14 protein-coding genes are annotated in these 14,146 nt (G+C 39.5%); 3 read left to right on the forward strand and 11 right to left on the reverse strand.

Features of this window, described 5'->3' with window-relative positions; all coding sequences use genetic code 11:
• Nucleotides 1–34: 34 nt before the first annotated feature.
• The 8 genes from N477_RS25380 to N477_RS25405 form a co-directional block, all read right to left on the reverse strand.
• Nucleotides 35–1,507, reverse strand: coding sequence for a carboxypeptidase M32 (locus tag N477_RS25380; RefSeq protein WP_063363903.1), 1,473 nt, complete (start codon nt 1,505–1,507; stop codon nt 35–37).
• Nucleotides 1,507–2,445, reverse strand: a complete 939-nt coding sequence (locus N477_RS25385; RefSeq protein WP_063363904.1) for a LysR family transcriptional regulator — start codon at nt 2,443–2,445, stop codon at nt 1,507–1,509. Before N477_RS25385 ends, N477_RS25380 begins: the two co-directional genes overlap by 1 nt.
• Nucleotides 2,442–4,175 (reverse strand): bifunctional isocitrate dehydrogenase kinase/phosphatase, encoded by a 1,734-nt coding sequence (gene aceK / locus N477_RS25390; protein ID WP_063363905.1) that lies wholly within the window; start codon nt 4,173–4,175, stop codon nt 2,442–2,444. The genes N477_RS25385 and aceK overlap by 4 nt, the downstream gene beginning before the upstream one ends.
• Nucleotides 4,176–4,517: 342 nt before the next feature.
• The gene (locus N477_RS26210; RefSeq protein WP_155732037.1) at nt 4,518–4,664 is read right to left on the reverse strand and encodes a hypothetical protein; all 147 of its coding nucleotides are present in this window, start codon (nt 4,662–4,664) and stop codon (nt 4,518–4,520) included.
• A gap of 46 nt (nt 4,665–4,710) precedes the next feature.
• Nucleotides 4,711–4,857: a hypothetical protein gene (locus N477_RS26215; protein WP_155732038.1), complete on the reverse strand. Its 147-nt coding sequence runs from the start codon at nt 4,855–4,857 to the stop codon at nt 4,711–4,713.
• A gap of 326 nt (nt 4,858–5,183) precedes the next feature.
• Nucleotides 5,184–5,657, reverse strand: a complete 474-nt coding sequence (locus tag N477_RS25395; RefSeq protein WP_063363906.1) for a hypothetical protein — start codon at nt 5,655–5,657, stop codon at nt 5,184–5,186.
• A 97-nt stretch (nt 5,658–5,754) separates the two neighbouring features.
• Complete coding sequence (locus N477_RS25400) at nt 5,755–7,248, reverse strand: DUF3413 domain-containing protein (protein WP_063363907.1); 1,494 nt, start codon at nt 7,246–7,248, stop codon at nt 5,755–5,757.
• Between the two features lie 4 nt (nt 7,249–7,252).
• Nucleotides 7,253–7,465, reverse strand: a complete 213-nt coding sequence (locus N477_RS25405) for a DUF1414 domain-containing protein (RefSeq protein ID WP_063363908.1) — start codon at nt 7,463–7,465, stop codon at nt 7,253–7,255.
• Nucleotides 7,466–7,531: 66 nt separating this feature from the next.
• Between N477_RS25405 and yejK the strand changes: the two genes are divergently transcribed.
• On the forward strand, nt 7,532–8,542 hold the full coding sequence (gene yejK / locus N477_RS25410) for a nucleoid-associated protein YejK (RefSeq protein ID WP_063363909.1): 1,011 nt from the start codon (nt 7,532–7,534) through the stop codon (nt 8,540–8,542).
• A gap of 46 nt (nt 8,543–8,588) precedes the next feature.
• Here yejK and N477_RS25415 read toward each other — a convergent pair whose 3' ends face one another.
• From N477_RS25415 to N477_RS25425, 3 genes are read right to left on the reverse strand one after another with little or no spacing between them, the layout of a single operon-like run.
• Entirely contained in the window at nt 8,589–9,587 is a 999-nt protein-coding gene (locus N477_RS25415; RefSeq protein ID WP_063363910.1) for an LPP20 family lipoprotein, read from the reverse strand.
• On the reverse strand, nt 9,577–10,191 hold the full coding sequence (locus N477_RS25420; RefSeq protein ID WP_063363911.1) for a penicillin-binding protein activator LpoB: 615 nt from the start codon (nt 10,189–10,191) through the stop codon (nt 9,577–9,579). The genes N477_RS25415 and N477_RS25420 overlap by 11 nt, the downstream gene beginning before the upstream one ends.
• 13 nt (nt 10,192–10,204) lie before the next feature.
• Nucleotides 10,205–11,911, reverse strand: coding sequence for a hypothetical protein (locus N477_RS25425; protein ID WP_155732039.1), 1,707 nt, complete (start codon nt 11,909–11,911; stop codon nt 10,205–10,207).
• A 204-nt stretch (nt 11,912–12,115) separates the two neighbouring features.
• On the opposite strand from N477_RS25425, the gene N477_RS25430 reads away from it, so the two are divergent.
• Together N477_RS25430 and N477_RS25435 are read left to right on the forward strand one after the other, a co-directional pair.
• The gene (locus tag N477_RS25430; RefSeq protein WP_063363913.1) at nt 12,116–12,694 is read left to right on the forward strand and encodes an LPP20 family lipoprotein; all 579 of its coding nucleotides are present in this window, start codon (nt 12,116–12,118) and stop codon (nt 12,692–12,694) included.
• 44 nt (nt 12,695–12,738) lie between these two features.
• A complete protein-coding gene (locus N477_RS25435; RefSeq protein ID WP_063363914.1) occupies nt 12,739–14,067 on the forward strand; it encodes a murein transglycosylase domain-containing protein in 1,329 nt (442 codons plus the stop codon).
• Nucleotides 14,068–14,146 lie beyond the last annotated feature (79 nt).

The raw sequence follows: 14,146 nt of genomic DNA on the forward strand, positions 1-14,146 counted from the left end.
CAGTTTGCCTCATACTGGCGACTTTTATTTAGTTTTAAGTGTAACGTTGCTGTAAGTGGTCTTTAAAGATTTGAGCGTTAAGCGAAGATCCTGTTGCTTGAACCACTAGCTCATTTGTTGGTAACAAGCTCGCTTTTTGCCAAATATGGGTGTTTAGCCAATCATAAATAGGTTTGAAGTCTCTATTATTGATCTGTGTTGCAATATCGATAGATTGGCTCATAGCATGTTTAAATTGTGCAGCATACATCGCGCCTAGTGTATAACTTGGGAAGTATCCGAAACTTCCATCTGTCCAGTGTATGTCTTGCATGCAACCATTTTTGTAATTATCTTTTGTTGAAAGCCCCAACAGTGTGGACATTTTGTTATCCCAAAGCTCAGGAATATCTTGGCAATTAATCTTGCCATTAATGAGATCTCTTTCTATTTCATAGCGTAAAATAATGTGTGCTGGGTAGGTGACTTCATCTGCATCAACACGAATTAAACTAGGGGTAACGCACTGCAGGTTCTGCTGTAATTTTTGCGCTGTATTTATTGATGCATAATTGGGAAAGTGGCGTGCCGCAAAGTCACTTATTAGCACTATAAACTCAGGGCTTCTCGCGATTTGCATTTCATAAAATAAGGACTGCGATTCGTGAATGGCCATGGAGCGGGCTTTGCCTGCAGGTAACTTATTCAGAGGTGTTGGCAAGTTTTGCTCATAACATGCGTGTCCTGTTTCGTGGATCACGCCCATCATTGCGTTGATGAATTCATCTTCATCATACCGCGTTGTTATTCTGGTATCTTGACTTGTTCCGCCACAAAATGGGTGAACGCTGGTGTCCAATCTACCATGGTCAAAATCAAATCCGAGTATTGTCATGAGCTCATGCGCTAGCAGTTCTTGCTGCTTTACTGGATAGGATGCATGTGTTGCTGGTGGCGGTATTTGTTTGGCTTCTTGGATAAGCTTTGGTAACCAGCCAGCTATGTCTATGAACAGTTGATCAAGTTCTTCGCTGCTCATACCCGGTTCATAAATATCCAGCATTGCATCATAAGGCGTCAGGTTATTCGCGTTTGCTCTGATCTGTGCTTCTTCTTGGCTAAGTTGTACGACTGGCTTAAAGTTTTTAACAAAGCCTTGCCAGTTATTCTCTGTCCTTTGTGTTCGCCACTGGTGTTCGCACTTGGCTCCCGCTAAGCTTTTTGCTTTGACTAAATCAGTGGGCAGTACCGTGCGCATTTGCCAAGTTCTTCGCATCTCTCTCACACTGGCTTGTTGAGATTTGTTTAATTCTTCGTCTTTAACCGCTTCGAAAAGATCGGCAAGTTGTGGAGCAGTATGAAGTGAGTGAAGGTGAACAGCTAGCTCTGCCATGGCTTCAGCTCGGCTCTCTGCGCCGCCTGATGGCATCATTGCAGCCTGATCCCAACTACAAATTGCACTTAGGTGCTCAAAGTTATCAATAGAGTGGTAGTGTTCGATGAGCTTGTTGTAGTTTTTTGTCGTCATTATTTTATTTCCTCAGCCACTTCTGCAATTTTTTGTCTCAACCACACATGGCTGGCATCACGGTGAAGTAGAGGGCTCCAAATCATATCTAGTTCAAAGGGAGGAATAGGAAACGGGGGCTCCAAAATGGCTAACGAGTTATCATCTCTGTATATGTTGGCAGCCTTTGATGGCAGTGTCGCAATTAAATTCTGTTCTTTGGCTAGATGAATAGCAACATGATAGTTACGTGTAAAGGTGGCAATGTTTCGGTGTTTACCAAAGTTTGCTAGCGCTTCATCTACCCAGCCCAGCTTTTGGACATCTTCCGGGTTCATGCCGACACCGACACCAAAACCGGTTTTACTCACCCAAATATGACGTGCATTTAAATAGGCGTCTAGCGTGAAGTCTTCTTTAATCGGATTATCGGATTTGACTAGGCAACTAAAGCTATCTTTCCAAATTTGCTTGTGGTGGAACGATTGAGGCAGATTCTCAAATCGATTGATTGCCATATCCACTTTACCATTTTCAACATCATGAAAAGTAACGTCGCTGGGAGTCAGTATATCCAGCGTGGTATCTGGTGCTTCATTATGTAGCTTGGCCAGTAGCTTAGGAGCGAGTGTGCTTGCAGCATAATCACTTGCCATAATACGAAAAACGCGTTTACTTTGACTTGCTTCAAATTCTCTATTTGGGGCGAGCGTTTCTTCTAGAGTCATTAAGATCCCGCGTATGACAGGTTGCAATTCTAACGCTCGTTCGGTGGGCACCATGCCTTCACTGGTGCGCACGAGTATAGGATCATTGAATAAGTTTCTCAGTCTCTTCAGGCCATTACTCATCGCCGGTTGTGTAATACTTAACTGGTTAGCTGCACGTGTTACATTACACTCTCTGAGCAGAGTGTCTAAGTATACCAGTAAGTTAAGGTCAATTTTGCTAATGTTCACAATGTTCCTTTCTTGTTATTGTGATGTCCAAACCGCTGACTGTGCGGGTATGGATAAACATGTTTGGTGATATGTTGTCGTATATCCCGTTGAACTTTTTGCCAATACGTCGGAGTCATAAGTTCTGGGTGATGGCGCTCAAAAGCAGCCTTGAGTTTAGGGTTTGTCATTACAAATGTACACACTTGCTCGGGAAATACATCATTAGGGGCAACCGACGGTGTAGATTGACCTGAATATAAATCGTCAAGCGAGGCCTTTGGCAGCGCTTTAAATGACATTTGTGTGAGATATTGTACCTCGTCATAGTCATAAAAGATCACGCGATTGTGTCGACTGACACCAAAGTTTTTTAAGAGCATATCACCTGGAAAAATATTAACTTGTAACATCTCTTTGATGGCATTGCCGTAATCTTCGATAACATGCTCTATTTGCTCATCTGTTGCGTCTTGTATAAAGAGATTGAGAGGTGTGATACGTCTTTCAATATACAAGTGTTTAATGGTGATGAACTTGTCGTCTTCGATGATATTTTGTGCGATTTTTTCTTTTATTATAGCGAGTAAATCTGGCTCAATACGATTTTTGGGAATGACTACATTGGAATATTCTAAGGTGTCAGCCATTCGACCGACTCTGTCATGGTTTTTGACCAGCTGGTATCGTGCTAAAACTGTTTCTTTACCAAATGGTTTACTCGGCGCAAATTTATCTTTTATGACTTTAAACACATATGGGAAAGTCGGTAAAGTAAACACTAGCATGACCATACCGGGCGTGCCGGGGGCGACAGTAAAGCGTTCACTGTTGTGTTTTTGATGCAGTAAGAAATCACGGTAAAACTCAGTTTTACCGTGTTTGTGAAAACCAATTGAATTATATAACTCCGCGGCAGTTTTACTTGGCATTAATTGATTTAAAAATCCAACCATTGCTGATGGTGCGTGTGTTTCGACTAGAAAATAAGCGCGAGCAAATCCGAATATTAAGCTCATTTGAGATGCTTGTGTAATTAATGCATCTATTTTTAATTTACCGCTCGGATGGTGCAACAGAGCGATGATAAACGGCTGCACACCAGAACAAGAAATGACTCTTCCGACAATGTATGCGCTTTTATTGCGATAAAATGATGCCTTTAAAATATCAAAGCGCATTCTAAAGTGTTGGTGGTGTGTGTTGGGCGCTTGTTTTAAAAATGCTCTTTGTAAAAGTCGGATATCTTGTTCAAGGTCATGAAAATTATCAAAAAAGCCGGTGTCTTTAATTATTTGCTCAATTGTTTTGCGCAGACCTTCGATAACAGGGAAGTAGCTTCGATATTCTGCTTCAATGGGGAGCAGGGGGGCGCCTTTTTTTGAGCTATCAACAAATATATAGTCATTGTTGAAGTAGCTATGGTGGAATAGGTGACAAAATACCGAGTTGTAAAATGTTTCTGCAAGCTCTGCTTGAGGATGAAAAGTCAATAACTCAGTGTAGGCTTCTTTTACTTGGAGCCATAAGTCACTACAAATTTGTTTAGTCGGGAATTGTAGTTTTAGTACTTCGACGGTTTCTTGTATGCGTTCATCGTAATGACTGATCCGCGCTTTACTGATCCGTTCTATATTGGCCCATTGCTGTGATATGAATGCATCCGGTGCCTGTGCAGTGATGCTTTGAAAAAGAGCATAGTGCTTTTTAAAGCCAGAAATAATTAAAAACGCAATATCTTGAGGGCCCATAAAGGTTCCTATCGTCGCATTAATAAGCCTAAATTTATTCTGTTTTTAATGTTTTTATCCAAGCTTTTTGCACTTAATGCTTAATGTGTATTTTATTGTGATGGTTATACTCTAGCTCGAAATCTATTATATACAATATTTTTTTATACAGGTTTTTGAGCAATTGAAAGCAAAGCGGCGTATGCATTGAGGCTAGTTGGATTGCAAAGGCTATCGTCACATTATTAACCTTTTATGTCATGATTGCCGGAGTTTCTGGTTCTGTGTGTATTGGTTAATTTAATAGATGTGTAAAGGCCTAGAGAATTTTAAAAATTTGAGCCTTTTCATTACCTTTATTGGCTATTTAGGGTCTTTGTCAACCGTTCTACAGGCCACAACACAACCTGTAAGACAGCCACCTGCAACCTCTGGCGTTAGGCCTTTAGCTAAGCTTTTATCAATATTAATGAGGTTTTTAACTGGCTTTTTATTTAATTTGAGTTTCACTATAATTCTCCTTTTTATTAACTCAAAAAAAACAGTATCTTATTGATTATTTTGGGTCTTTATCAACCGTTCTACAGGCCACAACACAACCTGTAAGACAGCCACCTGCAACCTCTGGCGTTAGGCCTTTAGCTAAGCCTTTATCATTATTAATGAGGTTTTTAACTGGCTTTTTATTTAATTTGAGCTTCATTACAATTCTCCTTTTTGTTAACTCAAAAAAAACAGTAACAAAAAAACAAATTAAATCAAGTTTAATAAGTTCAAAGATTATTTTATGAAATTTTTTATTGTTACACCTAAATTCTAACTTTGGATTTTTAATGATTAAAAGAGGAGGCGATGTCCATTATATTTCTATATATATTCAACACTTCTTAATCGTCAATTTCACTTTTTAAAATTGAGAATGGCCTGATTATATAAGATCACATTAGGAAATGCTTTGAAAACATATATCATAGAGTTGTTATGTAGATTGACACTTGTTCATCGTATTGATGAAAAATACGTCTTTGTTTACTGAAGTCGTTTGAGTTTTTTTTCAATTTTAGCAATTTCTTTATTAAGGACTTTTACTCTTTGCAAGTAATCTTTATTTATTGTTTTTAATTGCTTTTTCACATCCTTCACTGTGGCTTTTCGTTTGTCATCATCCATCAAACGGGTCATACGACGCTGCTGCTTTCTGGCTGCTTCATCACGTTTTCGGCCAAGTATGGCGGCATGCTGTTTTTTTGCTCGCAATGCATTTTTTAGGTTAAGAATAATTTGTTTGCGCTCTATCTCATTTAATGTCTTAAAATGTTGCTCAGAGGGTATGGAAGCTTGTGGATCTGAGTGAGTCAGGGTGTATTGCTGTGCGTTGTTTGAACAAGGGTGCTGGCTGAAAATTGTGCTCTTGTCAGTGACGCATTTGTAATAAGAAACCGTCGTTTTTGCAAAGCTGAGATTGGTATAAAATAAAAAGCATAATAGTAAAGTAAATTTCATAGCTGACGTTTCCCTGTAGTCGCGCATCACTTAACTATAGACAAAAAATAAAAGATTACGTTGAAATAAGAGCACAAATTACTGCAAAAGCACCCAATTATTGATTGGGTGCTTTTGCAGTGAACCTTTTGAGTAATTTTATACTCTGAACGAGAAAGGGAATATCCATTTTTTGCTCAATAGGAAACCCTTCCTTTGCAGATATTTGCTTATGCCTTCCGTCATGATTAACCAATATAATGCGGTCTTTTTTATAGGTGATCAGTACACCTTGCGAATAGTTCACACCTTGATTTAATTCATTACTACCGGATACATTACCTATCATGGTTTGAGATGCAAGCTGGCCACAATTAAAATGCTTATCCAGCAATGTGTACATAATGTCGGTACCTTGCATCAATCCGTTATGATCTGAGAAGTAAGGTAAGTTAGTATGTAATGTTGTTTGCGTTACTATTTCACTACCCATAGGGTACTCAATAATGATGTATGCACTAGCATCCGGAAGATTAGGTAGCTCAGAGGCAAAGTGAAATCTGATTTTACTGTCTTTTTCCGGTTCATTGAAGTAACCGAAAACATTGTCACTGGAAACAGATAATGTGTTTTTTGAGTTCCAGATTGGGGATAATTTTTGCTCGGTGATGGTATTGCGATAGTAAGCTGGCAGGCCATATATTAGATTAAAATAGTGGTCTTGTGGATCAGTGGGCACTAATACATGAGAGTAACTAAATAAGTCTTTATTGGCTAATTGGCTTGTTGCATTGGAAATAGAATTCAAGACAAAAATATCTACAGCAGGTGCATCAAACTCGCAGTATTGTAGATTATTTGGCACCTGAAAATGAGACGTAGCGTTTTCTAACCTTACAGTTCTGGCTTGCTCGTATTCATTTAAATCTAATAGCTCGTGTCTAGCTAACAATGTTTTCGCTGTAGTGGGGTAGGAAAGTGGTAAAACATTATCTTGTTTGGTGACATCAAAATAATTATTTGCATCAGCCCATACATGCATTAGGTGACTTGTGGCAAAACAAGTAACTAAAAAAGCAGTTGCGTATTTAGGAAATTTGTAAGATTTAAGTTTGTCTAAATGTCGCCATGCATGATTTCCAACAACAAGCTCAAACCCTAATATGGCTATAAACACTAGGAAGATGAAAACGACAGTTAGTATGGACATGCTATTAAGCATGCCGATTAACAGCGATATTATTTCCGACAAAGATTGAAAACTTAAATGGTAACCATGTTGATAATATACAAATGCATCTAGGCATAAAACAGAAATGCCAAATGTTGCAATGAGCGCAGCCATGCCCCTTATATGTCGAGGATAAGGGAAGATTAAGCTCAGTGGAAACACGGTTAGCACGAAGGCACAAAAAGTAATAAAGCTGGTGTGGCTTACCCAGGTTACAATCATGTATACCCAGCCAACCGCACTGCTTGGTGCTGCATCTGCTGCTAAATAGACCAGTGCAATAATAAGCACTAGCCCTATGTTAGCAAAAGTAAACCAGTGTCCCCAACTTAGCAGTTGACTCGCTTTTGAAGAAAAAGGACTGTGTGGTGTTAAATTCATTCCGTTACTTTACCGATTGAGTAAGCGCCTTTGCAAAATTTTCCGCGACTTCTTCTCTTTTACTCTCTGGCACATGCTCTTTTAGGATGTGCGTGATAGAATTTCCTAAACACATTAAACTCAAGTCGACAGGTGCTTTGTGCTCTTGTAGCACAGTGATTAAACTATCAACAATTTGTTCTACTTGTTCATTGGAATATTTAGACTGAATTGGCATCGGTTGGTTCAAATTAATAGAGTTACAATTCTTCATATTCTAACACCAGAGGCGTTAAAAACAAAGATGAGCATTGAGGTGAAAAAGCTTGTTGTACATTATGTAGACAAGCAAGACGAAGAAACGCAAATTCATTTACGTGAAGACGAGATGGCCGTTAATGATAGGGTCAATGTATTTATTGAGCAGTTGCACCATGCATATAATGGAAAACCTGGCAAAGGTTTTTGTGCATTTGATGGTGACAAAAATAGTACAGTGGCATCTGCGATGCAAAGTTATCGTAATAATGAGCTAGGTTTTTGGCATTTGACACAGCAGGCAACTGAAGTGTTAAAAGAAGAGCTAAACAAATATGCGTTTCATGAAACGGGGTATTTAATTTTTTGCCATTATCAATATGTCGGTTGCGATTATATGTTGATTGCTCAAATTAGCATTAAAGAGCACTATTCGATTACTTCTGAACTTGATTTAGCAAGCTCTAGACACTTGGATATTTCTCGAATGCAGTTAGCTGCGCGTATTGATTTGACAGCATGGGACACGCAGGCAGAAGAAAATCGCTATATTTCTTTTATTAAAGGACGGGCTGGACGTAAAGTTGCTGATTTCTTCTTAGACTTTTTAGGGTGTGCAGAAGGGGTTGACCCTAAGCAGCAATCACAGACTATGTTGCATGCAGTTGAAGATTATTTGGCTGAGCAGCAGTTTGAAAAATCTGAAAAAGATGTCATCAGAAAAGAAGTATTTGATTACTGCAATGACTGTATTAATAGTGGCGAAGATGCTGATATCGAAGGCTTATCAGATACGCTTTCGAAATCTTCAGATGTTCAGTTTGAGGATTTTTATAAAGAGCAGGGCTATGAACTGGAAGAGTCATTCCCACTTGATAAAAAGACTGTGACTGCAATGGTTAAGTTTTCGGGTATGGGCGGTGGCGTAAGTGTTGGATTCGAGAGAAAGCACTTAGGTGAGCGCGTCATTTATGATCCAGTTAGTGATACGCTTACTATCAAAGGCGTCCCACCTAACTTAAAAGATCAGCTAGAAAAATATTCACAAGAAAAATAAAAAAGGCCACTATGGCCTTTTTATTTACATTGCAAAAAAGCGCTGACTAGGACTTACCTGTTACAACAAATTGCGCCAACTGTTGGCCCAATTTATCGGCAAGTTTTCCCATAGCATTGCTTTTTGCAGTATCTTTAAAGCTTGAAGCGGCTTTCACTTTAGCGTTAAAGTGCGCTTTTTCTTCGCCTTGTTCTTTTACCACAAGGTAGCTTTCAGCAAGGCTATAGAAAGTGCCTGACTTTTTCATATCTTGCCAATCAACACGGAAGCTCAAATCGAAATCAGCGCCCTGATTTGTGATTTTGATCCCTTGACTCGTCAGTGCTTTGGCAAGCATGTCTCTGACTTTTTGGTGCTTGCTATTATCTGCACTAATACTAAAGCTAATGTCATTTAATAGTGCATCTGCCATTTCTAGCTTTGCTCGCACAGTATTTGGCATACTAATGTGCGCGGCTTGAAGCATTTGCAAATAATTATTCAGTTTGTGCCGCTTAACACCGAGCTCTTTGAGTGCGACTGCACTTTTAAGTGCTAAGCTTTTACTTTTTTGAGCTTGAGACAATGAAAATTGACTGATCTCGTCATCAAGTGCATTGATAGATAACTCGGTTTGCATGACGGCTTCAGTACGATTGAATGCAGCTAAGGCATAAACCGTTTGTTTATCAGCACTGATATATTCATCTTCAATTTTTACGCCCTGTAACTGAATATTTGGGACTTTTGATTGAATATACTCATCAATGTGAAAGGTCATTGATTTATTGTCAGCTTGCTGGCTAATGGTCGTATTTGCAGAAATGGTCACATTCAGCTGCTTCGCCAGCGCGAGTCGGGCTGACTCTTGTGCTGCCAGTTTAGCTTGTTGTATGTCACCTGTATTTTGCGCATTGCCAACACCGTATACCATATAACTAGACGCTGGTGTCACAGTAATCCACTGTGGTGTGGTACTTTGTTGTGTTTGGCTCGCTGAATTACTCTGACAACCAGAAATCAAAGCGACACTAAGCATTGTCGCTAAAAGTGGTTTAGAAGCCAAAACGTGAACGTTCCTGCAGTTTTTGTATTTTCTTTTGTCCATTCCATACCTCACGGTTTGTCGTCATATCAATAAGACGTAAATCAACTTGGTAAAAAGTCACGCGATCACCACCTTGCTCATCAACAAAAGAGTTGATAGTACCAGACAGTGCATAATCAGCGCCGTACTCTTGTCCCATTTCATTTTGACTATCAAGGCTTGAATTCAGCTCTTGGTCTTTACGTTCATCGCGGATTTCTTTTCTGACATCTTTGTTTGCGACGAAGTCAGCCTGCCCGCTGCGTAAAATTGAACGCTTTAAGTCATTTAAAAAAGTATCTACAGCAATGTGCTGGTGAGACTTGTTACGCACTGATTGAATGATAATAGCAGGTTTAGAACCTTCTTTTTGTAAGTGATCGTTTACCCATGGAAAGCTCAGCATGTCATTGATCATTGCTTCGGCAACTAGTTGCGAGTCCTTTGCATTCCATTTGTCTGATAATGCAACCTCTTGATTTGCATCTACTCTTTGGACCTTGGTTGACGAGCAACCAGAAACCGCAAGAGTACAAGCAACAAAAAGCGGAGTAAGTTTAAGTAAGGTCTTATTACATTTCATAACAATTTTTCCATTATAAAAAAGTTGAATCTGGTGTTTCGATACGTGTTTCTTGTAAAAATGTACGTGTGTGCCAAAGCGTCACGTCGTCAACAACCTGGATTGTTTCGCTCTGCTCTAGAACGATACCAGATGCTAAATAGGTTTTTAGTGTAATGGTATGTTCTCCTTTTGAGACGGGTAGCTGAACATAATTGATTTGCGCAGGCAAAGAATGCCATTGTCTTAAATCAGCTGACGCCGTCACTGCATTGACAACGGAGGTAGCAAGTTTTGCAAACCCTGAGAATGAAGCATCTAACCCAGTCGCCGAAATTGCTTTTTGAGCAGTTAATGATTTGACTATCTCTCTTGCCAAGGCAATTTGTATTTCTGAGTTGGCATTATTCAGCGCATCCTGTAACGTAAGTAGGCTAACTGAATAGATTTTATCTAAGTTAGCGACTTTTTGATCGCCTACCCATACTTCAGAGCGCTCAATTTCTTGTTTAAGAGGCTCAAGGTAAGTAACTGAAATACGGCTCCCGTACTGAAGGGCGCTGATCAAGCCGATATCTACTGCGTCATCCCAAAGTGGGCCCAGCGGTATACGCTTCGTAAGGCCGCCCATAACGACGTCACTGATATCACCAGTCGCATAGTTTTGGATTAAGTCAAATATGCTGGTATCTGCATAAAGCATTTGAAACCAGCGCATTTGCGCTTGTTGCTCTCGTCGCGTACCCCATAAAATGGGTGTCATAACAAGTGCTTTGGCTTCTTCATCTACATTTAAAAGTAAGTTGAATTGCTTTCTTTGCGGTCCAATCCCGACATCTTGCAAAATGTTTAAAATTGGTTGAGCAGTTTGACTGGTTGCGATTTCAAGCTCAGATTTTAGTTGTGCCACTTCATTAGAGTAACCTCCAGCCATTTCCATCACACGAATAAGGTCTTTCTTGATCTGACTTATAACCGTCGGATTGATATCGTATTGCTTAGCAAAGCCATTCTCAAAAGCTTGGATGGCACGTTGATACTGTATCCTAGCGGAGTCTAGCTCTTGGCTGCGCTCAAAAAGGATGCCACTGACATAATGTGCAAAAGCATCATCTTTATATTCTATATCCTTAAGCAAATCATTTGGTGCAAATAATGGCCTTGTTAAATTATCTATTTGCTCAGTTAATTGATCTAAGCCTGAAGGCTGCTCTTCATCATCATAGCCCCCAGTTGTGTCTTTCAACCCTGAAAGATAGGTATCAAGTTGCCGCATTTCGACAAGGGCTGAATCTAAAAAGCTTTGACGGTCAGCGTTAGGTTGATTCGCTAGTGCATTATAGTTTAACGCTTTATAAAAGTTGATGAGCGGTCGATGATATACCTTACCTGCATAGGTGGTGAATGACGGTCCACTTAATAAAGCAAGTGCACTTTCTGACACACTGATGGTGTACTGTTCTTCTATGATTTGCTGTGCTTGGGTTAGTTGTTGGTTACTGAGCTGGTAATTACCTTGTAGGTGATTAAGCATACCTAACTCTAAGTAATGTAGGAGTTTGCTCTTGCCTGTAGCCGAGTAATCTGCTCGTATTGTTTGTTTCGCTGATTCAAACTCACCTTGCTGAGCGAGTAGAATTGCATTTTTATTTGCTGGGGTACTTTGGCATCCACTGAGAAAAAACAGATAAATGACTATAAAGAAAGCAAAGTGCTGTTTAGTGGTTATGTTATTTTGCACGTTGACATCCATGACTTGTTAAAAACATGACAGTGACTATACCAATTTATTCAGTTATATTGTCAGCAAGTTTAAGATTTTTTTAGTTTTTTTAAAGAATAAAGTTGTAAAAAATCGTTCTTACAATTTATTACTGTAATTAGCCGAGCCTTTTGTTAAATTTAAATCATCGCTTAGGCAATCATTCTTACGAAGGAAAATACCATGAAACTTAAATCGCTACTTACTACTGTGCTTGTTACAGGGATCTTGGCAGGTTGTAGCTCGACGCAAGATCAGTCTGCTTCTCAATCTAAAGTAAATATTCCAGATTGGGTATTGAACCCAACGATTGAAAACGGCATTGCGGCTGCTGACTGTGTCAAATTCTCTGGTAATATTTCAATCGATCAAAAAAGCTCTGTTGCAAATGCGCGTTTAGCATTAGCTCAACAAATTGAAACTCGTATTGAAGGTTTGGACAAAACATTTGCAAACCGCACTGATGCTAATGACGATACGACAGTAGGTTCTACGTTTAGTTCAGTATCAAAGCAACTAACAAAGCAAACACTGAATGGTTCTCGTGTAAATAAAGCAGATGTGGTGGAAATTGGCGGGAAAGATTACTACTGTTCTCTGGTTGTATTATCACCACAACTCACTCATTCACTATTTAAAGATGTGATCAAAGAGACAAAGAAAGAAATCAACCCACAAGATGAGAAATTCTTATATCAAGAATTTAAAGCTTATAAAGCTGAAAAAGATTTAGAAAAAGAAATTGCTCGATTGACGAATTAATACAGCGCGCCTTTTGGCGCGTTTTTGCTTTTAAGGATATTAAAGTGAAGAAAGTACTCGCATTAACAATCGCTTCTCAATTTGTAGTAAGTACTGCTATTGCAAGTACTTCGGCACTTTTTGGCGAACTGTCAAAAGAGATGCAGGGTTATGATAGTAAGGCGCAATCAACCCCAGAATCAAGCTCGGAGCAATCTGAATTTGAACAGTTCAAAGCTCAGCATTTAGGAGAATATGAGGAGTTTGTTGAGCAGCACCTTGCAGAATATGACGCATTCAGAGATGAGCTTATCAAAGAGTGGGGTGAAGCTAAAGTTGCCTCGCAGACTGAATATGTATCTTATTCTGAAGACAATCGTTCGAGGTTAGAAGTTGATTTTGAGCGCAATGAGATTGTTTTAAGTATTCGCCACGAAGGTGAGGGTGCACCGTCAAAATCTGACGTGCAAAAGGAGTTTGAGCGCTTTAGAAAAGCTGAAACTGCGTTAATGCAAACATTCTTTAGTGGCGAGCAAGTATCGTTAGAGCAGGCTAGTATTCAAGATTACGATATTGATCGAAATTTAAAGGTCAACGCAATCATTGATGCCAAAGCAAAAATTAAACAGCAAACGGTAGAGCAAAAGCAGCTATTAGAAAAAAAGGCGGATGAGCAACTGGCGCTAGATGAAGAAAGTGCTCAAGTCGCAACTGAAAAGCTTGCGCAAGATAAAGCAAAGTTAGAGCAGCTCGAAGTTAAACGTATCCAAAACTTAGCACAGTCAGTAAGACAGATAGCGGGCCAAAATGATGAAAAAGTAACCAGGGTCACTATCAAACTGCCGCAGGGGAGTCTAGCCAAAAAAAGGGCATCCAATTACACAGGTGATATTGCCAAGCATAGTGAGCGGTTTAAGATAGACTCAAGTCTAGTCTTGGCGGTAATGCATACAGAAAGTCACTTCAACCCACTAGCTAAGTCGCATATTCCTGCATATGGCCTAATGCAAGTTGTACCGACCAGTGCGGGGGTTGATGTTAATCGGTTTTTGTTTAAAATTGATGCACCTATGAGCGCGCCGTATCTATACGTTGTGAACAATAATATTGAAGCAGGCACGGCTTATCTTCATCTGCTCAACGATAGGTATTTAAGCCGAATCAAAGATCCGCTTAGTCGAAAATATTGTATGATTGCTGCATATAATACAGGAGCAGGCAATGTCGCTAGAGTCTTTAATACGAATGATTCTAGAAATATCCGTGAGGCGGCTAAAATTATCAATTCTATGCCACCAGAACGAGTGCTAGAGGCTCTACAAGCCGGTTTACCTTACGATGAGACAAAGCACTACCTTAAAAAGGTGTTGGCTGCTGAAAAGTTATATATTTAAATCGATTAGAAGTAGCAAGCTTTTACTTGCTACTTCATACATAGTGGTCCAAATTAATCCTGACCTGACCTGACCTGAC

It is taken from the genome of Pseudoalteromonas luteoviolacea H33-S (assembly GCF_001625695.1).
Classification (GTDB): Bacteria; Pseudomonadota; Gammaproteobacteria; order Enterobacterales; family Alteromonadaceae; genus Pseudoalteromonas; species Pseudoalteromonas luteoviolacea_B.